Below are 20,096 nucleotides of genomic sequence, written 5' to 3' on the forward strand. Positions count from 1 at the left end.
AAGTTACTTTACTGAGATTTTCCTTGTATGCTCCCCATTCTCGGAGATTGCCTTCACGACATACACACCCGATGCGGGAACCTTGAAGTCGGCTTGCTTGACGATTTCGCCTGTCATTTGGCGTGACACTACCAGTTTGCCTGATACGTCAAACACCATCAATGTGGCTGCAGAAGGCTTGTCCTGTGTGAGTTTAGCCTCGTAGATGCCTGTAGTAGAACCGTTGCCATTGACAGTGAAATTCTCGTCTTCTCCAGAGATGAAGGTATTGTCTGCCTGTCTGTCCGAGCTGCCCACATGGTTCTCCCTTGCCTGTGTTCCGTTAGGCATACTTGCATCACACTCGCTGCCGACATAGACGGTCATCGTTGTCGTACACTTCTTGGGTGTTTCTATCTGCACGTTGCCCCTTGTGGTGAATGAGGTTACAGGCGTACCGTTTACGGTAAGATCGGTGATATGCGTCTCGCCCTTTCCGTACTTGATGCAGAACCGCCATGCACGAAGTGACCAGACATATTCATGGTGCACGGTCTGTCCGTTCAACTTGTATGTGACCTGCATATTGCGGACTGTAACGCTGAGCACATCGCCAGGCTTGATGGTGACATATTTGGTTAGGCTTGTATATCCACCGGTTATGATATGCGCCTTGTCGCCCCGCACGTCGAAGCCATATTGGGTGATCTCGTCCGTGAGGCTTGGCTCCAATCCCACACGGTAGTTTGATTTTGTATCGTTCACCGTCCATGAGATGTCGCCAGACAGATAGGTCCTGGTGTCATGCGAGTATGAGGTGTAGAGTGCGTTGCCAGTGGCATAAATCTCGTTGCCTCCACCTTGTGATACGGACAGCGCATAGGCACCGGGGGCAAGATTCGTGATTCTATGCGTGTCACCGAAGAATGTTCCTCTGGCAATGGTTTCTCCTTTTACTTTTCCTGCAACGGTGTCAACGCTGAGCACATAGGAATAGACTGGTGTACCGATGTTGATGCCGATGTCGATATACCCGTCATTGCGTGGAACTCCATTCTCGCAACTTGACGGCGTAGGAGTGGCATCATAGGAAATGCCGTCATAATAGGCGAATGTGAACACATCGCTTCCGCTTCCGTCTGCATCCCATAGGATATTGCGGAATATGGTCTTGCCCCTTGTCATATCAGGCTTGGAGCATCTTATGTTGCTATTGCTGTTGATGTTGAAATCACCTTCACCGCTTGGGTCTATGAGCATGACGGTACGCTTGCGGCAATAGTCAGAGAATTCCTTGTTTGGCGTGAGGTCATAGCTCAACTCTGCCATATAACCGACATCGTCAATACCTCCAGTCCTCAAACCTGTCAGATTCAATGCGGCTTCTGTTCCTTCCGTTCGGATAATGCCTACGCTGGTATCTGTTTCTGCCGCATCCGAAAGGGATATGGTTCTTGTGGCACTTCCTATTCCGTCAACACGCAGATAGATGTTTTTGCCTTCCTTGCGGATAGAGATGTCCGTTCCATCAACATCCGTGGCAATGTACGAATTTGATACAGTGCCATTGATGATTGGGTAAACAGTCCCTGCGTTGGAGATTCGGAAACCGTACTTGCAAGTATTACCGCCATTGCTTCCAAAGCCAACGTCAAAAGTCGGGTGACTTGTAGGACAGGTAAACTCCAATGCGCCGCCACCCTCAACAAAGGCAGGAGTAATGGCATAAGCCCCAGAAGCGGCTTCCTCTTGAATGATGTTGTCGGTAAAGCCATTCCTCGAAACCTCAAATCCTTGTGCAGTCCATCTTGTCATTGTACTGTCAGACGTTGACGGCACATTGGTCTTGACCATCCATGTACGTTTCATGATGTGCCACAGGGAATCTGTCGGGGATGTGTAGGTTGCAAGTGACGCATCATCATCACCCCAAAATGTATATCCCTTGTCTGGCATCGGATTGCCGCTTTCACGTCCCATAACAAGCAGACGTGAGGCAGATGAAAGACTATAAGGGTTGGCATCATAATAGGTGTCATTGTCCTGCAATGCCGCATAAGTCGGACTTTCCTCATACGAGGTAGCGGAAAGCGGTTGTAAAAGACTTCCTGCTATATCGTTTCCAACGGCTGTCACACGATGATGATAGGCTTGGTTCTCCGCCAAGTCCCAAATCAAGTTTCCTTCGCTGTCAAGATATGAGCCTTTGAGGGTGATGCCATACTTCACTGCCAAGTAACTTTCCACCTTCCTGCGCTCGTCAGGTGTCAGCATCCTGCTGAAAACAATAAGCTCAGGGGCATATCCCCGGATGGAAGCATTACCGAAGAGCGAGGTCGGGAAATCCGTACCGAAACTGCCAGAGGTGGAAGGGGTTCCGATGAATAATGTGGTGTTGGAGTTGTCTCCCCACAATGTTGTTGAAGGATTGCTTACCTTGAAGTAGGAAACAACTCGCAGAGTGCTTTCCTTAAAACCGTTCTCGGACAAAGAATCGCTTGGTTGATAAAGCAGGTCTTCACCCGATGCTGAACCATAGTCCAGTGGTTCAACACCTCTACCCCTTACGGCTTTGTCCTTGCTCAGAATGGCTCCGTCGCCCTTGCGGCCATCAAGGGCATAAAGCACCATGTCTTTGCCAATGGTCGCCATTTCGGGGGCAAAGACACCAATGACGGTAGCCTGTGAGAGGTTGCCGTGCTTGAGGCTGGCACTCAGGCTGCGGAATCCGTCTGCGAGCCAGAGACTCGGATTGAAGTTGAAGTAATGGACTGAACTGTTCGGAAGAGTAAGTTCAGACTTGACGCCACGGCTGTCCAATAGCATCAGCCGTATGGAATCCCCAGAGAAATCCTGCCAACGGTAATAACCTTGCAGGTCTGAGTTCAAAGGCGCAGTCTTGAACCACAGTTCGCTTCCGCTGACTCCTCCGGGCGTTTGTGCGAAACTGCCGAGAGCGAAGCCTAACAGTAACAAAGAAGTAAACTTTCTCATGCGCTGTCAATTTGGAGTGTTTGAAAAATATAAAAACGTATGCCTCTGCCGCGCAGGGAGAGACCAGTGAGAGAGAACGGACTGCTACTACGGAGAAGAATTGTGATATAGGCTTGCTCCGTAAAGTCCTATTGTCACGTGGCAGGCCAACAGGCTTTACCACCAAAATAATGCTGCAAATATACAAAAATAATCTTAATAAACAGATATAATCTTTAAGAAATTTGCTGATTTGGTGTTTTTTTCTTATGATTTCGGTCGATTTTGCAGAAATCTTTTACATCTGTTGTATGTACTGGAGTTAGTTTGGCAAAAATACACAAATGGTCACGGCTTCACTTTCTTATATAAGAATGTAAATCATGGTTTGAAACTGTACACACTCGGAGTACAAATGAAAACAAGATATGCTTGTGTCGGAAAGGTGTATATGAGCTGATGGTAGAGTCGTCATCAACAACAATGGTCCTGATTTGATAAACTCAGCAGGAATACTTGCTATTCATTTTATGATGGGGTTATGTTCACAAGTTTGAGATTTCATGTAAAAAAGTCCTAATTTCTATATTTCTCTTCTTGTAAATTATGGGATATTAAGAAAAATATCGTATCTTTGTCGCACATCTAGGCGTTCTTTGTATATTGCAAGGTTGTGAAAGAAAAAGAATATAGCTCGTTTCTAAATCGTTAGCAGTTACATTCTTAGAAGCACTTAACTCGTTGATATTCAATCAATAAAAGATTTTATTATGACTCAAACAATGGAATGTCAGGTTCTTTTTAATACCGCATATATCGGCAATCTCTTTCAGGTAGGCGTTTAGCTTCTGATTGCTGATTACGGGAAGTATCTTGCCGTCCGGCAACTTGCCCTTGTACTTCTTCAAAATCATCTTGGGAATATCCAGCAGGGGAACATTCACGTCCGTATTCGTCTTTTGCCGCTTGGTGATTATCCAAAGGTTGCCGTCAAAGGACTTTTGGATATTCTCCTGCCGCAAATTGGCGACATCGCTGTATGCCAGACCGCAGAAACAGGAAAAGACGAACAAGTCCCTGACGTGTTCCAGCCGTTCGGAAACCATTTTCTTTTTAAGGATAATTTTAATCTCGTCCTCTGTCAGATAACCCCTGTCCACTTTCTCCAGCCGGATTTTGTAGCTGGCGAACGGGTCGCCCACCAGTATGCCGTTGTTGCGGGCAATGATGATGATACGCTTGAAGAACTGCATGAACTTGGCGGTGGTGTTGTAGCCGCACTTGCAGGCGGTACGCAAATACAACTCAAAATCGGTAATGAACATCGGGCTTATCTCCTTTATGGATATGTCCGATACGTTGTACTTGCTTTGGATAAATTCAGCGAGGTGGCGGCGGGTCACTTCATACTTGCGGTAGGTCGCTATCGTCTTGGATATGCCCACAAGCTGCTTCACATCGTCATTGTGCTTTTGGAACAATGAAAGGATTGTTTCGTGGCTCTCGCTATGACCTAAAAACTCGTTCTTCACTTTCTCGGCGGTCACGTAGTTGTCACGCCGCTGCATTTCGTGGTAAATGGTATTCAGGGAAGAACGTATGTCGTCCAAAAGGGCGTTTATCCTCCCGGCATCCCTGCCTTTGGCTTTGCCCGCAGCAATGCTCCAGTTGTCGGGCTGGATGCTCTGTTTCGTACTGAACTGGCAAAGTTTGCCGTCTATGGTGATGCGTGCCATAATCATAACCTCGCCGTTTTTCTTTTCAGAACCTTTCTTCAAATAAAAAAGAACCTTGAATGTCGATTTCATAACTCAAAATTTTTAGTTGCAAAATTAGTTTTTACCTCTCGTTTTCGAGTTATGCAGACTATGGACTAATATAGTCATTATCAGGTCATTTATGGACAAATCGTTACCGTTTTTGTCCGGCAGGGAACAGGTAACGATTTAGTAACGAAACTTTGTCTTTTACCGTACTTTTGAAGTCTTGGAAGCAGGACTTTCGGGCAATAAAAAAAGCCACAAATCATTGATTTGTAGCTTTTTGTCCGTTTGCTGACCATTTCTGTCCAGCACGTTCAGCGGAGAGACAGGGATTCGAACCCCGGGTACCTCGCAGTACAACGGTTTTCAAGACCGCCGCAATCGACCACTCTGCCACCTCTCCAAAACTCTTTTGCAAGAGTGCTTTATTTCTAAAGCGCTGCAAAGGTACGCATTATTTTTTAATACGCAAATTTTTGATAACATATTTTTAATTCAGGCCCTATTATTCCGTTAAAAAATGTACTTTTGCATATCAATTAATCTATAATAATAGCAATATTTCATCAGTATTAAATACGTGACCGAATGGAAAGCATTATCACAAAACCAGAAAGAGAGCAAATCATTGCTCTGATAAAAAGAGAAGTAGTTCCGGCAATCGGCTGTACAGAACCCATTGCAGTTGCCTTATGTGTTGCCAAAGCTACGGAAACTCTTGGCTGCCGTCCAGAGCATATCAAAGTACTTTTAAGTGCCAACATTCTGAAAAATGCCATGGGAGTGGGCATTCCGGGAACAGACATGATTGGTCTTCCTATCGCTATTGCGCTGGGAGCTCTGATTGGTAAGTCCGAATACGAGCTGGAAGTTCTGAAAGACAGTAACCCGACAGCAGTAGAGGAAGGGAAAAAAATGATAGATTCGCAATGCATCGACATCGCGTTAAAAGAAAATATCGAAGAAAAATTGTATATCGAAACGACTTGTACGCATGGCAATGACTCGGCTACAGCCATTATCAGTGGAGGACACACAAATTTTGTATATGTAAGCCGTAACCAGAATGTCATTTTAGATAAAAGAACTCCTCAGGCATCCGAAGCACAAGCTGCTCCTGTTGAACTGACCCTGCGCAAGGTCTTCGATTTCGCCACTACTGCTCCACTGGATGAAATACAGTTTATACTCGAAGCAAAACGTCTGAATAAAAATGCAGCCGAACGTTCTTTTCAGGGAAAATATGGTCATGAACTGGGCAAAATGCTGAGAAACAGCAAAACTGAAAAGAACATCATGGGCAATAATACCTTCACTCATATTTTATCGTACACTTCGGCAGCCTGCGATGCCCGCATGGCAGGTGCCATGATTCCGGTAATGAGCAACTCCGGCAGTGGAAATCAGGGTATAGCCGCTACGTTACCGGTCGTAATTTATGCAGAAGATAATCACAACTCTGAAGAGGAACTGACAAGAGCTCTTATACTCAGCCACCTGACTGCCATCTATATCAAACAAAGTCTGGGACGCCTGTCGGCGCTGTGCGGCTGTGTTGTTGCAGCAACAGGAAGCAGTTGCGGTATTACTTACCTTATGGGTGGAGGATATCAGCAGGTAATGTATGCCGTACAAAACATGATTGCTACACTTACCGGCATGATTTGTGACGGTGCCAAACCAAGTTGTGCACTTAAACTGACCAGTGGAGTGTCGACTGCCGTCATGTCTGCCATCATGGCAATGGAACAGAAATGTGTTACTTCGGTAGAAGGAATCATCGAAGAAAACGTAAATCAGAGTATTCGTAACCTGACCAAAATCGGTTCGGAAGGTATGAATGAAACCGACAAGATGGTACTCGACATCATGACTCACAAACATTGTGACTGACCATCGATGTAAAAACGATAAAGAAACGGCTGTTTTTCGCAAAAGATAACGGATTTTTTACGAATAGACAGCCGTTTTTCATTTACTTTGCGCCGTTATGAAAACAAATACAAATATACAATATTTAGAAAAGCTGATATCCGAAGGAGAACATGTACACCAGGATTTTAAATTTGCTATATCCGACGCAAGAAAAATAGCCAAAAGTTTATCTGCCTTTGCCAATACCGAAGGTGGCAGACTGCTGGTTGGAGTGAAAGATAACGGGAAAATAGCCGGTGTACGATCGGAAGAAGAAATATACATGATAGAAGCCGCTGCCAATTTATACTGCCGTCCGGAAGTACAACTCGACACACATATTTATCATGTGGAAGGAAAAGATGTACTGGAAGTACAGGTAAACGAAAGCAGACAGAAACCAATCTATGCGCTGGATGAAGAAAATCATCCATGGGCCTATGTCCGCATTAAAGATGAAAACATTCTGGCCAATCCCATACACCTGAATATCTGGAAACATGACCGTGCAGAAAAAGATGTTGTCATGACATATACCCAGCGAGAACAGCAGGTGTTGACTATTCTGCAACAGCATGCTCCCCTCACCTTAGGACAATGCAGCCGACTTACTCACATGAACCGAAAACAAATAAGTCGCCTGCTTGCCGACTTTATCCGCTTCGGTCTGGTAGAACAACTTTTCATGGAACATACATTTTATTTTCAGCTTAAAGACAGTGAATAAAAAAACGAACAAAAAGATTTCCTATCTTTGTACGCAAATAAACAATTTATATTATTATGAGTATATTTTCTAAAATATTCGGAAAGAAACAAACCTCAGAAACCGACGAAACAGTACGTGTAGGAGGAATGGAAGATTTTATGACGCTGATACGCGTATATTATCAGTCGGTCATGGCAGCACAGCTGGGCATCAGCAACATTAATTTCTTGCCCGACATGGCAGTATTTAAACGTACCCTCAAGATTCCTACCCAAAACAATAAATTAGGAATAGCCGAACGCTCCAAATGTAAAAAGATGCTGAGCGATATTTACGGTCTGGACGACATTTTCTTCAAAGAAATAGACAATTCCATTAAAAAGAACTGCAAGAATGTGAATGACATCAAGAACTATCTATTCATGTTCCAGGGATTCAGCCAAGACCTGATGATGGTAATCGGCAACCTGATGCAATGGAAATTCCGTATGCCGGGAGTATTTAAGAAAATGTTGCGCGGTATGACGGAAAAGGCTATCCATGACATCATGACTAAAACCAACTGGAAGGATGACGGCGTACGCAAAACCTGCGGCAACATCCGTGTTTACCAGCATACATTGGGTTATTCGGAAAGCTGGATGACAGAATATGTGTACAACATTGTCTTGCTGGCTAAAAAAGAGCCCAAGCCTAAAGCCTGATTTGACGCCCAATGAATACTGAAAAGATTATTCCCGTAGAAGCTCACCCGCTGGAACCTTTCCTGCCTGCAAACGCTGTATTGCTGATGCTGGGAAGCTTTCCTCCACAAAAAAAGCGCTGGAGTATGGATTTTTTCTACCCTAACCTGCAAAACGACATGTGGCGCATTTTCGGAATAATCTTTTTTTCTGATAAAGATTATTTCCTGCATCCTGACAAAAAATCGTTCGACAAGGAACGCATTATAAAGTTCCTGAATGAAAAAGGTATTGCACTATACGATACGGCTTCGGCCGTACGCCGTTTGCAGGACAATGCTTCTGATAAATTTCTGGACATCGTAGAGCCGACTGATATAAATCTTCTGCTGAAACAGCTTCCAAACTGTCGGGCCATTGTGACGACAGGACAAAAAGCTACGGATACTTTACGGCAGCAACTGGAGGTAGCAGAACCACCCATAGGTGGAAAATCTCCATTCGAATATGCAGATCGCATACTTTATCTGTACCGAATGCCATCATCCAGCCGCGCCTATCCGCTGAAAATAGAAAAAAAGGCAGAAACCTATCAACTCATATTCAAAGACTTAGGGCTAATATGAGAGAAAGCATCCATATTTTTACCGAAAAGCATTTGCAGATATCAAAATTTATAGTACCTTTGCAACCGCAAACACGGGAATAGCTCAGTTGGTAGAGCATCGGTCTCCAAAACCGAGTGTCGGGAGTTCGAGCCTCTCTTCCCGTGCCGAGATAAAAAGCTGTAACTCAAAAAGTTGCAGCTTTTGTTCGTTTGTAGGTCGGACAAATCTCGGACACGAATTTTCTGAATGTCAAACTGTATTACGCTTTCGAACTCGAAAAACGTAATAAAAAAATGTTTTCATCAAGAAAGAAAAGCGCATCGATTTTTAGCATCATTTCGTACACTGAACCCAAACTTCACACTGGTAAAACATGGTATATTGATTTCAAGTCTTACGATCCCGTCGAGCAAAAAATGAAAAGAAAGAAGTATATGCTCGATGGAATACCTAAGGTTACCGAACGCCGCCGTCGAGCTAATGAAATCATCACCAATCTTAACATCAAACTCCGTTCCGGATGGAACCCATGGGCGGATGTCGAGAACTCAAGGCAATACACCCCGTATGTAGATATTATCCAAAGGTATCATATATATCTGGAAAAACTATATGCGGCTGGTACCATCAAAGAGAACACTCTGAAGGATTACGAGAAGCGCCTGCGAGTATTTGAAGAATACACGGCGAAGCACATCCCAGCAATCGTATATGCATACCAGATTGACCAGTCTTTTATATCAGACTTCTTAGATTATGTATTGCTCGACCGTGATTCATCAGCCAGAACCCGAAACAATTATCGTACCTGGCTGTCTTCACTTTGCAGCTGGATGATGGAAAAGCAGTACCTTATCAAGAATCCGGTAGAGAATATCCGCATGTTACAGGAAGAGGAGAAAAAACGGTCTGCCCTATCGTCTACCGATATACAAAAGCTGAAGAAATACCTCAAGAAAGAGAATCCGTACTTTTTGTTCTTATGCCAGTTCGCTTATTATACCTTTATCCGTCCGGACGAAATAACCAACATCAAGCTGTCCGACATCTACTTGAAGGAACAAAAGGTATTCATCGCATCGAGCATCAGCAAGAACCGCAAAGACGGCATGGTCGGTCTGAATGACAAACTCATTAAAGCAATGCTTGATCTTGATGTTTTCAGCAATCCTGGAAATTATTATCTGTTCGGTAAAGGTTTCAAGCCCTCAAAAAATAAAGTAACCACTAAAGTTTACAGAAATTACTTTAATAAGGTACGTGAAAAACTGAGATTCCCAGACAGTTATCAATTCTACTCCCTGAAAGATTCAGGAATACGTGACCTGGCCAATGCTGAAGGTATTGTCATTGCCCGTGACCAGGCTCGCCACGCGGATATCTCCACAACCAATAAGTATCTGAAGGGTAGCAATATGACGGTACATGAAGAGACCAAGCATTTTGAAGGGGAATTTTAAAAACAAAAGGCACAACACCCTCACGATGTCATGCCTCCAATATAAAATGTAAATAAAAAAATGTATCTAATCATCTAAAAATATACAGCTACTTGCGCAACATGATCCACGCCGGACGGCCATCGGGGGAAATGGTTAGTTCATAGCCCAAATCCACCATCGCCCTGGCGATATCGTTAATGCTGATCTCTGCCATATCAGACAGTTCATCCTGGATCTGCTGTGAAGTTTTGTAGATTACATCATCTGTAACTTTATCGGCAGGAAGATATTCCTGGAAGTAACGATAAAGAATATATTTGTCGAATTCTACTTTTTTATTTGCCATGGTCTGCCTCCTTTCTATCGCTCAATGCGATTCCCATAATTTTATACAATCTCTCAAAATCTTCACGAGGACACATTATAGAGTCACGTCCATTCATGAATATCTGGTACTCTTCAATGAACAGACCTTTTTCGTTATAATATGCCGTCTTTTGTACCTTGAAGCTGGTTTTATCGTCATCCATTATAAACCTCCTTTCTTACAAAGCAGAACGGAACAGGTAAACCAGCACAGGCAAGCAACGGCAGCCAGCCAATGAATAAAAAAGGAACAGCTAAGAATGCTGAAGGAAGCAAGTACTTGAGAAACAAGCACAGCCTGACGGTTTGATACTCTCTCTTCCATAAGAGCGGAAAAGATACAATTCTCACGGTTCAGCCATAACGATATACGGCTTTCTCTTGCCTGGCTTGCAGGCAATGCAATTTGATTTTTCATTTTGGAGATCAATTAAAATGAAACAATATGTTGGTTAATATTACGGGAAAGGAAACAAAAAAGGTTCCGCTTTCCCGTTGATCTCCACCTTGTGCAGGCAGTGGGCGCATTAACGCTCCACACGGGGGTCGGAACCCTATGGGTATTATAAACAATGCTATGGACATAAAAAATGCCCGCAGCAAAGATATTTGGCGAGCCATCGTCGCCTACACAAAATGGAGATCGATACAAATATGAGGATTTATTTTGGAATAACAAAAGAAAAAGCGGAAACTTTTTGGGTTTCCGCTTTTTCTTATAAGATTATTTTTTCTTTGTATCAGGCTTTTCTTTGTTAATAAATATTGAAGCAACTGTAACTAATGTGCCTGCTCCTAATATTCCAGCAAACCAAGGTCTATCTAAATATAAAGCATAAGCAGCAAGAGCTACAATTACTACAATAGATAAAAAAGCAAATGCCATACCCCACCAATTCATTCTTCCTGTTCTTGATTCAGACTTTCGAATTAGGTCGTACTTTACTTTATCCATCTCATGTCGATGTTTTTGTTCCTTAACGGAAGCTTCCATCAAGAAAGTAACAATTTGAGGATCTATTTCCTTATAGGCTGCTAATTCTTGGGGAGAAGGCAAACTGTTGTCATCTACGGTATAAGTTCTTTCCAACTGCTGACCTACACCACCTTGTCCTGCAACGACAGTTTCTTTTTGTTGAATTTGTTGTTTAGCCATTACTTAGTTTTAATTTTTCCCAAGCATCTCTTACATCTTTTTCAATATTCTTTCTATCCTGCTTTAATTTGGATTTATCATCCATCTTATCAGATTCAATAAAAAGTTCTTTCTTCAATTGGGAAATAATTTCAGATTCTTGTTTGTATTCACCGCGGGAAGAATCACGCAAAACTTTTGCCCCATTCGCGATGAATCGAGTAACGTCTTTAATTACACACATGATACCTCCTTTTTTTAATACTATTTTAGCACTTCTTATTGCAAAAGTAATTATTATTTTTATAGTATACAATAGCAAGTCTAATATCTTAGATATAAATAACAATATCTCTCCTACCTGCATTATATAATTTAACATAAGAACTAAAACACATAAGATAATAAACTATTCCACCTCTAAAAAGTAACATCCACAATTATAAGACCACCAAGAATAAGTTAGATTTCAAGCTTTTACACTGATATAATTAGCAATAACAAATAAACTTTTAGGATATAACTTTCCCAGTAAAAGAAACAAACTTAATGCCCAAGATAAACAGACATATAAACTCTATTCAGAATCTGCAAGATAAAAAATGCCCTCTGCTATTTTATCCATACCTTTAGGCGTTATTTTATAGTGTACTTCTTTACAGTAGTATTTTTTATTGCGTATGACAAAAATCCTGTTTAGATCATATACTTTATTCGTCAAAAACTGAAAAGTATATTCGACTGAAGTATCTATCTCACGTTTATTCTTATAGACTCTATTAAACAAACCATTATCTCCATCCAGAGTAATTGTATAATCGGGCAAGGTAAGAATACTCTGATCACCGCCAAGCGTAGTCGGCTTTTGAATGAAATATCTATCATTCGAACCCATTGGCATTTTATCCCAATACTCACCTGGGTATTCATTAGGGCCTCGATTTAATGCTTTTTGTATACCATAATAAATACCGACATACAGCCTGTCAGGGATATCTGTATTATTGCCAGAACTATTTATCAAATCATTGATGGCAGTGCTTTCAGGATCCACCCTTAACTTTTTTACAGCCGGACCAATAAGGTAGCGTCCACCAGTAGTACTATGTATTTCTATTTTTTCGACTTCAACAGGTACAATCTGGAATGAGCTTTTATCCCGTGAATCTAAATTACCTGCATCCTTGAATCGGTCAACGATTATCAGACCTTTTTTGGTTTCTCCAGAAACAGAATAATCGGTAACAACATAATCAAGCCCATAGTCTTCTGAATGTAAGATATAGGGGCCGGAATAATACTGATCATACTTGGTTTTAAAATCATCCCACTCAGGACTGGAAACGATAGAACAATTCTCTCTTACCCCCTCTTTCAATTTCAGGTAATTGTAATATTCATCGCTGGGTAAATCATAAGATACATAAGTATATGCAAACGCATAATTTGTATCCACGTCGTATGTCTTTTCGGTACTGTCATCAATAACATCGTCTAAATAAACAATATCCTGATTTTCAAAATATTTATTTAAACTGATTATATTGAATTTTTTATCTACCTTATCTATAACAATGATACAGTCAAGGTATAATTCAATCTGCTCAATAAACTCATTTATCGTCCAGTCAGGCAACAGTTCTTGTAGTACTGAATCCTTATAGGGATTAACGATAAACAATCTACTCCATACAGGATCATTCTCCAGCTCATTTACTCCCTTTGTGAATCCTAACTTCGTTATCAAATTCTCTATCACATACAACAGATAATACTGAGGAGATATGTTTTCTACATCTGTGAAGGATATATCTTCGTCCACCTCTACGTTGTTTAATATCGAAAAACTTCCGTCCGATTCTGTGTAATTAACCACCGGCGAATATACGACGTTGTTTTCCGGGAATTTACCGAATAACGTATCAATAGCCTGCTGCGAAGTCATTGAAATCCCATCAAGAACTATACTTCGTATATCCGTATCACCCCCTTCGTAATTCAACTGGGAATTACCAGCTACAATCTGAATTTTAGCGGTATAGTTTTCAATCGAAAGAACAACCTCCACACCTGATATTATTTCAAGGGCTCCTGACATTAATGTCGCCTTACGGTTCTTTATTCCTTTTGTGACATCAGACCTGTTGATATTCTGATAGATTCTCCGATTACCAGGATCTCTCAAATCGATATCTATGTCATAAGTATATTCTCCATTGCGGGTGAAATACGGATTTTCTGTTATCAATTCGAGTTCAAAATTTTCGGAAAGCACAACCTCCTGGCCGTCGATGAATAATCTGGTCATAATTTAATCCTCCTTGATACATTGTTTTTCATACGAGCCACCAAATCCTGAGCTTCGTTTACTCCCATCTTGCCAGTAGCCCGAGTATATGTATAGATCGGTTCATCCAATCTCTTATTAAGTAAATCAATAACCTTTACCGCCTTCAGCATAATAACAGACATTCCGTTATCAGCAGGTACATTCTGCTGATAGTAGGTATTGTTTGTTGTCGATGCAACACCCGATAAAACCGCAGAAACATCTTTTGCAGTCAGGCTACCGATAGTATTGTTCCGTTGCGCCTGATCAATTAAGTCCAGAACCGGACGAACAGCCGGATTCTGCACGGCATAACGGTTAGCGACAAATTCGCCAGCATGGACTATACCTTTGGGTTCATCATGTCTACCGGTACCGGTGTAACCACCCGTTTCAAAGCCATTGATCGCTGCTTTTGCAGTTTCGAAGGCTGCTGTAATCAAAGCTATCTCAGCACCAGCTTTAAATAGTCCAATGAACCCTAAAGTTGCAATATTTTTCATTTGTCTTTCTGCGATAGAGGCCAACATTATTTTTTGCAGTGTTTCCAAAGTCAGCGATACCAATGTCTTCATATAATCTTTCATCGTCGCTTCTGAATCTGAAACTAATTCCGCAAATGTAGATCCCCAATCGGAACCAATTTCTTGAGCTAGTGCAACAGCTTTTTGAACCTTTCTTTTATATTCCTCTTGATTTTTCTCTGTATCTGTCAAACTTTGTTTTTCTATCTTATCCTTTATCGCAGCCTTTTTTTCTTCCGACACACGGGTAGAGTTTAGAACAGCATCATAATATCTCTTTTGGATTTCAGCCAACTCCTGATAATATTCTTCTTCCGAAGAAAGAGATTCATAATGCCTCTTTGTCGCTTCCTGTATCTCCAGCTGATATTGTTTCTCCAGCCTGGTGAAAGTTTCTTCTGAAATTTTTTCTGTTTCTTCTTGTTCCAGTCGAGTACATTCGTCCTTAAATTTAATTTGTGCTTCGAGGATCTTCTGCTCGATCTGCTGCCGTTTCTCTGGTTCTAGTCCGGCAATGGCCAGCATGTTCTCGAGGTGACGCATCTCCAAATCTTCCATGAACTGACTATATTCCTGCTGCGTCATCTCGTCGCTGGCGAGGTACGACTTCTTCAGGTCTGCCAGTTCATCGTAGTACCGTTTATTCTCTGCCGTTACCTGAGGATTTTCTTTTGTCGCAGGAGAACTATTGCTTCCGCCTTCAGTTGGATTTGGGTCTGAATCCACAACCGGAGTTACTATATCAGGAATTTTATCAATGATATTTTGAAGTTCTGTCCTTTGTTTAGCCAAAGCTTCAATCGCTTGTCTTTGCGCTTTGAATTTACCATCAAGTCCCTTCAGCAGAACTTTTCTAGTAGTTGCATTTATATCGTCACGCTCCTGAATACGTTTTTTTTCTTTTTCAAACTGTTCGTTGTAAGCAATCTCTTCTTTTGTAAGTTTATCCTCTATAATAGCCAACTCCTCTTGAGCGTCCGTTTTAAGATTCTGCTTCTGACGATCATTCAATTTGCTTAAATTATCAGCACGCTTATTTATATCAACAAACGAATCTGAAATTTTAGTCATTTTCTCCAATTCTTCATTGTATGATTTCTGCTCGTCTTTGGCTTTCCGAGTATTCGGAATCACGTAAGTCATCAGAGCCGTTGCAATAGCCGTCAAACCAGCTACAGCTAATCCAAAAGGATTTGCCTTTAGTACCGTATTGAAACCTCGTGTTGCTACTGTTGCCAATTTTGTCCAGGTTTCGTACAGCTTGGTAGCTATTGTGGATGCGTTTACCGTAACTGTATATGCAGTTATAGCAGCAGTTGATGTAATGATAATTCCTTTGTACTTTATAAACCAATCTATCAGTTTTGGAAGAGCCACGATGATCTTCGTAGTCCATCCGGTCAGGAGTGACAACGATGGATTAAGCCGCTCCATCAGCTCGATACCTGCCTCCTTGATATTATTACGGTACTGCGCCATCTTAGCTTCGTTGGTATCAGAGTTGATAGCTGCCTGTTCCATAGCGATATTGGTATCCGTCACGGCTTCGGTATATTGACGTACCTTATCTGCATTATCTATCAAGATGGTAGCGGCAGAGTAGGCTTCTTCGCCGAACATAGTCTGGATCTGTGCAGCTGACAATGACTTTTTATTCAGGTTCTCGAGCGCAGTCTGTAAGCCAACCACTTTCGGATTCGTTTCATCTGGCCCAGTCTGCAATACCAAGAAGAACTTACGAAGTGCGGTACCGGCCGGCTCTGCCTCCAGCCCTTTCTCCGCCAGCATCTGGATTGTACCATCAAGCTGTTCGATACTTACTCCAGCTCCGGAGGCAGCCACACCTGCATTCTTGATCGCGGCAGCCTGGGCCGATACATCAGCTGCACCCTCTTTAGATCCGGCAGCCAGTACGTTCACGTAACGCGCCGCCTGATCAGCTGATTCACCATACATATTCAGAGAAACGGTAGTAGCGGTAACGGCATCCTTCAAGTCGATTTTTGCAGCCGCCGCTAAACGCATAGCTTCGATGGTTACGGCGTTTAGAGCTTCTTTGTCTTTTAGCAGTTCCGGCTTCTTAGAGCCGATCAACATATATGCCTGAAGAATCTCGTCGGATGACTGACGGATACGTAAGCCAGATTCATCCATGGTAGTAGACAGCTTCTCCGCCTGTTCGGTAAGCCACTGAATAGATGAATCATCCAATCCGGTCAAAGCTTTCAGCTCGGCCTGAGAGGATTCCTTAGAGTCACGGTTATTACGAAGGGTATTCAATGCCATGGAAACCCCAGTGAGTGTAGCAGCACCAGTCGCCAGTAAGCCGCCCCACTTCGTCAGTCCGTTATTGAAACGAGAAATCCAACTTTCGGTTTCCTGTACCTCCGTCTTGATCTTCTGGAGTTCGGCCGTCACCAGTTTAGCCTGCTGCTGATAGTATTTCCATTCCGCAGATCCTCGCTTGATGTAACCACTGTTTAGTTGTCGATTAATGGCCGTCAGAGTAGCACGAAGTTCTTTCGGCGTTGCTTTATCAAGGTTGTTCATCACCTCAGTAAGCGCCGTAGTATCTTTCTTCAACGTCTTAATCTGCGCTTCAGTCTTACGAAGCTCGGATGTAACCTGTTTGATCTTAGACGTATCACCAGCTTCGTAAGCATCAGCCAGTTCTTTTTTTAATCCGGATGCTATCGCCTCCAGATTCTTGAGTTCCTGCTTGGCTTCCTCGCCATTTACCCGGACCTCTACGGTCGCTATCTGGTCTATTGCCATATTATGTTTTAATTAAGATTGAACGAACTTTGAAAAATGCGAACAGCACAATGAGAATCAGCCCTACAACAGTGAACACCACGCAGAATTTTTGCCACGACGTAAGTTCTTTCTCCACCTCTACCATTTGCACGGTCTTTTGGATAATTGTACTGTCTTTACCTGGTATGAATACTGTATCTGAAGGAACCTTAAAGTCCGCCATCAGATTACCCATAGAATCCAATTTGAACCGGAGGCGTGCGTTTTCCGACTGTACCATATCCAACCAGGAAAGCACAACCCTGCCATTTGAATCACACTCCAACAAAGCCCGGATGGATGCGGAATCCGCAGGCTTGAATACCGGTATCAGCTTATCATGTACGATGATCTGCGTGTGATTGTCGGAAGTAAGGTGTTTCCCAGTCTTACAACCGAGAAACACCGAGCAAAAAACAATTGTAAAGAATGAAATAATGAATGTTCTCATAATAAGTCCCAGCCTGATTCAACATCTTTCATAATAGCCGGTACACCATTTTCAACTTGTGAGATAGCAGCTGCAAAAGCGCACATGGTTGCCTTATCCTCTACATCCGGAACGTAGGTAGTCGGTACCTGCATTTCCTTGCATACGCGAGAAATGTATCCGGATGTGTTGTTTTCGGTTCTGGGTGCCCAACGGCTGATGAAGTCTGCAATCGTCTGACATCCGTACTTACGACGGTAGTTCTGTAGCAGCTTGATCAAAGCCCGATAACCATGTGCCATGTCTTCGAATTCTTCGAAGGTGTTGTCTCGTTTCTTAGATGCAGGAACTTCGCCCTGCCAGTCGGTAGCATCTGAATTGCGGATATTACCTGGATTATTGTTCCGCAAGCCTCGTGGTTGTGTTGTCATAAATTCTTTATTTTATTTATAGTTAATAATCATTAGGAGGTTGTCTTTTACCACATCCTCTCACATCACATCGTTTTACAGTCAACTTCTGATTTTCCAATTCCAGAGCTGTATTCTTCTCCATCAGCTCCCGAATCCGTTGCCGGTCTTCATTCTTTTCTGCATAAAGCTGATCTATCTTATTATCCTGCTCCTGAACCTTAGCTTCCTTTTTCTCATATAATTCCTTCCATTCAGCAGCATAACTGGTTATATTATCTGTATCTGCTTTTCGAGCAGCAGCTTCTTCTTTATGTGCGGTCGCCTCTTCTTTTCTTCTCCGTGCATCATAAAACATCAGTGCTCCAATTAATGGAAGAAATATTGAAGAAAGAATACTACTCAGCGTATTGACTATCTCATTTAAAAACTCCATACAGGTAAATGATTAAAGTCACAATCAATGGGAAAAGAATACCAGATAAGACATCTAACCAATCCCATTCTGCATCAATGTTTTTTTGAATATATTCTACAGAACACATTGCAACAAATACACACATAGTGCCTGTGAATGCAGCTTGCAAAATGGACATAGATGTTAAAGCCAGTACAACAGTAATCCAAACGATGAAAATGATAATGCCTGCTTTGACGTGCTTTGGGCGGTTACTAATCTTCAGCCACTCAAAAAGATTTGAAAAAATTGTCATGTTTTTGATTGTTTGTTAACCAAAAGTATGAAACCTGATATATGAGTAAAAAGACAAAAAAGGTTTATTGAGTCATTTCTATTTATGAAATATAACAGGTAAAACAGAAACTTAATCATTGTCGCTTATAATGAAGTATACAAGTATTTTCATTATTACTATATTTGCAGGTATTAAAGTGTTATTATATGTCTAAAATATATCATTATACAAGTATTGAAATTCTGGCATTAATTTTGTCAAGTCACAAAATTAGATTTACACGTTTGGATTTATTAGACGATATGCTTGAGTGCGAAGCTTTTCCTCAAGAAGCAATTTTTCTAGCTCAAAGTATATATGCTTCATCCTGGACTCGAGACTCTGAAGAAAACATCCCATTATGGAAAATGTATTCTTCCATTGACAAAGGTATTAGAATTGCAATGCCAGAAGATCTATTTAATCATTATATTATTGAGCCTTTTTCTTGTTCAAATCACGGTATCAGTAAAAGATTGATCTCTCCTTTTACAAAAGAACAATTACTCTATAATGGAGAATATTTAATTACCAATATCTTTAATAAAGAAAGGCATGATTTCTTTAAAGATGTAACATACATCAATGATGTTAAATCATTTTATCAAAATTCCATACATATGTTACAAAATTCACAAACAGGACTCTGTGATATAAGAATAGAAAACTATTGGGATTTTGGGAAATACAAAGAAAAAAAATGGGAATTCCAGAAAGAATCACGATTCGTGTTATTCACAAAAAAATTACTTCCTCTCTCACATCCCTTAATCAATGAAAACATTCAAAAACAATTTGATCCAGAAGCAATTTCACATATTATGCCCAATGATAAAAAATACATAGATGTTGAAATTAGTGATGAAGCTTTTAAACAGATGGAAATAACATTACCTCCATGTATAACTCCAGGATATCGAATCATTGTAGAATCTCTTATAAAACAATACAATCCTACTGCCATTATTCACAATAGTACATTAAAACTTCGAAAATAAAAAAGATAGGGTCTTCCCTATCTTTTATTGCTTCAGTACAATTATAATGACTTATATTTCTAATAAACTTACCGAGTAATTCTACAAGCTGAGCATTCTATACAAAGTATATTTTGCAAAGATGTAGTTTAACTTCTTTAGTGCTAAAATGGAGTCCGGGTATCTATAACCATTTCTTTTCTTATTCCACCCAGTATAGGCAATGTAATATAACCGGACAACTCTGCACAGTCCTTCTCTTATAATCATATATAGAAAATAGAGAAACATAAACAAGCACCACAATAATATTATATATCTAAT

At 41.4% G+C, this 20,096-nt stretch carries 18 protein-coding genes, 2 tRNA genes and 1 pseudogene; 7 read left to right on the forward strand and 14 right to left on the reverse strand.

The window, feature by feature from the left end; genetic code table 11:
• Nucleotides 1-3: 3 nt before the first annotated feature.
• The 3 genes and pseudogenes from WKT12_RS13405 to WKT12_RS13415 form a co-directional block, all read right to left on the reverse strand.
• Nucleotides 4-2,973 carry a T9SS type A sorting domain-containing protein gene (locus tag WKT12_RS13405; RefSeq protein ID WP_340319987.1) on the reverse strand — a complete coding sequence of 990 codons (2,970 nt, stop codon included), beginning with the start codon at nt 2,971-2,973 and terminating at the stop codon, nt 4-6.
• A gap of 749 nt (nt 2,974-3,722) precedes the next feature.
• Nucleotides 3,723-4,760: pseudogene (locus WKT12_RS13410) on the reverse strand (phage integrase SAM-like domain-containing protein); the annotation flags it as partial.
• Nucleotides 4,761-5,033: 273 nt separating this feature from the next.
• Nucleotides 5,034-5,118, reverse strand: a tRNA-Ser gene (locus WKT12_RS13415).
• A 194-nt stretch (nt 5,119-5,312) separates the two neighbouring features.
• On the opposite strand from WKT12_RS13415, the gene WKT12_RS13420 reads away from it, so the two are divergent.
• The 6 genes from WKT12_RS13420 (at nt 5,313) to WKT12_RS13445 (ending at nt 10,089) form a co-directional block, all read left to right on the forward strand.
• Complete coding sequence (locus WKT12_RS13420; protein ID WP_340320002.1) at nt 5,313-6,608, forward strand: L-cysteine desulfidase family protein; 1,296 nt, start codon at nt 5,313-5,315, stop codon at nt 6,606-6,608.
• Nucleotides 6,609-6,705: 97 nt separating this feature from the next.
• Entirely contained in the window at nt 6,706-7,356 is a 651-nt protein-coding gene (locus tag WKT12_RS13425; RefSeq protein WP_340319988.1) for an RNA-binding domain-containing protein, read from the forward strand.
• Between the two features lie 56 nt (nt 7,357-7,412).
• Nucleotides 7,413-8,042, forward strand: coding sequence for a hypothetical protein (locus WKT12_RS13430; RefSeq protein ID WP_021971445.1), 630 nt, complete (start codon nt 7,413-7,415; stop codon nt 8,040-8,042).
• An 11-nt stretch (nt 8,043-8,053) separates the two neighbouring features.
• Nucleotides 8,054-8,647 (forward strand): uracil-DNA glycosylase family protein, encoded by a 594-nt coding sequence (locus WKT12_RS13435; RefSeq protein WP_340319990.1) that lies wholly within the window; start codon nt 8,054-8,056, stop codon nt 8,645-8,647.
• A 73-nt stretch (nt 8,648-8,720) separates the two neighbouring features.
• Nucleotides 8,721-8,793: transfer RNA gene (locus WKT12_RS13440), tRNA-Trp, on the forward strand.
• Between the two features lie 252 nt (nt 8,794-9,045).
• Nucleotides 9,046-10,089 (forward strand): tyrosine-type recombinase/integrase, encoded by a 1,044-nt coding sequence (locus tag WKT12_RS13445; protein WP_340319991.1) that lies wholly within the window; start codon nt 9,046-9,048, stop codon nt 10,087-10,089.
• Nucleotides 10,090-10,177: 88 nt separating this feature from the next.
• Here the strand turns inward: WKT12_RS13445 and WKT12_RS13450 are convergent, their stop codons facing one another.
• From WKT12_RS13450 to WKT12_RS13500, 11 genes are all read right to left on the reverse strand, one after another.
• Nucleotides 10,178-10,417: a hypothetical protein gene (locus tag WKT12_RS13450; RefSeq protein ID WP_072529767.1), complete on the reverse strand. Its 240-nt coding sequence runs from the start codon at nt 10,415-10,417 to the stop codon at nt 10,178-10,180.
• The gene (locus WKT12_RS13455) at nt 10,407-10,601 is read right to left on the reverse strand and encodes a hypothetical protein (protein WP_340319992.1); all 195 of its coding nucleotides are present in this window, start codon (nt 10,599-10,601) and stop codon (nt 10,407-10,409) included. The genes WKT12_RS13450 and WKT12_RS13455 overlap by 11 nt, the downstream gene beginning before the upstream one ends.
• Nucleotides 10,601-10,855, reverse strand: coding sequence for a hypothetical protein (locus WKT12_RS13460; protein ID WP_340319993.1), 255 nt, complete (start codon nt 10,853-10,855; stop codon nt 10,601-10,603). Before WKT12_RS13460 ends, WKT12_RS13455 begins: the two co-directional genes overlap by 1 nt.
• Before the next feature lie 306 nt (nt 10,856-11,161).
• Nucleotides 11,162-11,593 (reverse strand): DUF2335 domain-containing protein, encoded by a 432-nt coding sequence (locus WKT12_RS13465; RefSeq protein WP_340319994.1) that lies wholly within the window; start codon nt 11,591-11,593, stop codon nt 11,162-11,164.
• Nucleotides 11,586-11,939, reverse strand: a complete 354-nt coding sequence (locus WKT12_RS13470; protein WP_340319995.1) for a hypothetical protein — start codon at nt 11,937-11,939, stop codon at nt 11,586-11,588. The genes WKT12_RS13465 and WKT12_RS13470 overlap by 8 nt, the downstream gene beginning before the upstream one ends.
• A 210-nt stretch (nt 11,940-12,149) precedes the next feature.
• Nucleotides 12,150-13,880, reverse strand: coding sequence for a hypothetical protein (locus tag WKT12_RS13475; RefSeq protein ID WP_340319996.1), 1,731 nt, complete (start codon nt 13,878-13,880; stop codon nt 12,150-12,152).
• Nucleotides 13,877-17,200 carry a phage tail tape measure protein gene (locus WKT12_RS13480; RefSeq protein WP_340319997.1) on the reverse strand — a complete coding sequence of 1,108 codons (3,324 nt, stop codon included), beginning with the start codon at nt 17,198-17,200 and terminating at the stop codon, nt 13,877-13,879. The genes WKT12_RS13475 and WKT12_RS13480 overlap by 4 nt, the downstream gene beginning before the upstream one ends.
• A gap of 1 nt (nt 17,201) precedes the next feature.
• Nucleotides 17,202-17,672 (reverse strand): hypothetical protein, encoded by a 471-nt coding sequence (locus WKT12_RS13485; RefSeq protein WP_340319998.1) that lies wholly within the window; start codon nt 17,670-17,672, stop codon nt 17,202-17,204.
• Entirely contained in the window at nt 17,669-18,082 is a 414-nt protein-coding gene (locus WKT12_RS13490) for a structural protein P5 (RefSeq protein ID WP_340319999.1), read from the reverse strand. Before WKT12_RS13490 ends, WKT12_RS13485 begins: the two co-directional genes overlap by 4 nt.
• A 22-nt stretch (nt 18,083-18,104) precedes the next feature.
• Nucleotides 18,105-18,497, reverse strand: coding sequence for a hypothetical protein (locus WKT12_RS13495; protein ID WP_317339778.1), 393 nt, complete (start codon nt 18,495-18,497; stop codon nt 18,105-18,107).
• Entirely contained in the window at nt 18,481-18,774 is a 294-nt protein-coding gene (locus tag WKT12_RS13500; protein ID WP_340320000.1) for a hypothetical protein, read from the reverse strand. Before WKT12_RS13500 ends, WKT12_RS13495 begins: the two co-directional genes overlap by 17 nt.
• Before the next feature lie 188 nt (nt 18,775-18,962).
• On the opposite strand from WKT12_RS13500, the gene WKT12_RS13505 reads away from it, so the two are divergent.
• A complete protein-coding gene (locus WKT12_RS13505) occupies nt 18,963-19,793 on the forward strand; it encodes a hypothetical protein (protein ID WP_340320001.1) in 831 nt (276 codons plus the stop codon).
• Nucleotides 19,794-20,096 lie beyond the last annotated feature (303 nt).

Source organism: Phocaeicola sp. HCN-6420 (assembly GCF_037890145.1).
In the GTDB taxonomy this organism is placed as follows: domain Bacteria; phylum Bacteroidota; class Bacteroidia; order Bacteroidales; family Bacteroidaceae; genus Phocaeicola.

What these genes read in the sequence shown, in the direction of transcription:
- WKT12_RS13405 (WP_340319987.1), bottom strand. Translation starts at nt 2,973, where the DNA reads ATGAGAAAGTTTACTTCTTTGTTACTGTTAGGCTTCGCTCTCGGCAGT.
- WKT12_RS13425 (WP_340319988.1), top strand. Translation starts at nt 6,706, where the DNA reads ATGAAAACAAATACAAATATACAATATTTAGAAAAGCTGATATCCGAA.
- WKT12_RS13430 (WP_021971445.1), top strand. Translation starts at nt 7,413, where the DNA reads ATGAGTATATTTTCTAAAATATTCGGAAAGAAACAAACCTCAGAAACC.
- WKT12_RS13435 (WP_340319990.1), top strand. Translation starts at nt 8,054, where the DNA reads ATGAATACTGAAAAGATTATTCCCGTAGAAGCTCACCCGCTGGAACCT.
- WKT12_RS13445 (WP_340319991.1), top strand. Translation starts at nt 9,046, where the DNA reads ATGAAAAGAAAGAAGTATATGCTCGATGGAATACCTAAGGTTACCGAA.
- WKT12_RS13450 (WP_072529767.1), bottom strand. Translation starts at nt 10,417, where the DNA reads ATGGCAAATAAAAAAGTAGAATTCGACAAATATATTCTTTATCGTTAC.
- WKT12_RS13455 (WP_340319992.1), bottom strand. Translation starts at nt 10,601, where the DNA reads ATGGATGACGATAAAACCAGCTTCAAGGTACAAAAGACGGCATATTAT.
- WKT12_RS13460 (WP_340319993.1), bottom strand. Translation starts at nt 10,855, where the DNA reads ATGAAAAATCAAATTGCATTGCCTGCAAGCCAGGCAAGAGAAAGCCGT.
- WKT12_RS13465 (WP_340319994.1), bottom strand. Translation starts at nt 11,593, where the DNA reads ATGGCTAAACAACAAATTCAACAAAAAGAAACTGTCGTTGCAGGACAA.
- WKT12_RS13470 (WP_340319995.1), bottom strand. Translation starts at nt 11,939, where the DNA reads ATGCAGGTAGGAGAGATATTGTTATTTATATCTAAGATATTAGACTTG.
- WKT12_RS13475 (WP_340319996.1), bottom strand. Translation starts at nt 13,880, where the DNA reads ATGACCAGATTATTCATCGACGGCCAGGAGGTTGTGCTTTCCGAAAAT.
- WKT12_RS13480 (WP_340319997.1), bottom strand. Translation starts at nt 17,200, where the DNA reads ATGGCAATAGACCAGATAGCGACCGTAGAGGTCCGGGTAAATGGCGAG.
- WKT12_RS13485 (WP_340319998.1), bottom strand. Translation starts at nt 17,672, where the DNA reads ATGAGAACATTCATTATTTCATTCTTTACAATTGTTTTTTGCTCGGTG.
- WKT12_RS13490 (WP_340319999.1), bottom strand. Translation starts at nt 18,082, where the DNA reads ATGACAACACAACCACGAGGCTTGCGGAACAATAATCCAGGTAATATC.
- WKT12_RS13495 (WP_317339778.1), bottom strand. Translation starts at nt 18,497, where the DNA reads ATGGAGTTTTTAAATGAGATAGTCAATACGCTGAGTAGTATTCTTTCT.
- WKT12_RS13500 (WP_340320000.1), bottom strand. Translation starts at nt 18,774, where the DNA reads ATGACAATTTTTTCAAATCTTTTTGAGTGGCTGAAGATTAGTAACCGC.
- WKT12_RS13505 (WP_340320001.1), top strand. Translation starts at nt 18,963, where the DNA reads ATGTCTAAAATATATCATTATACAAGTATTGAAATTCTGGCATTAATT.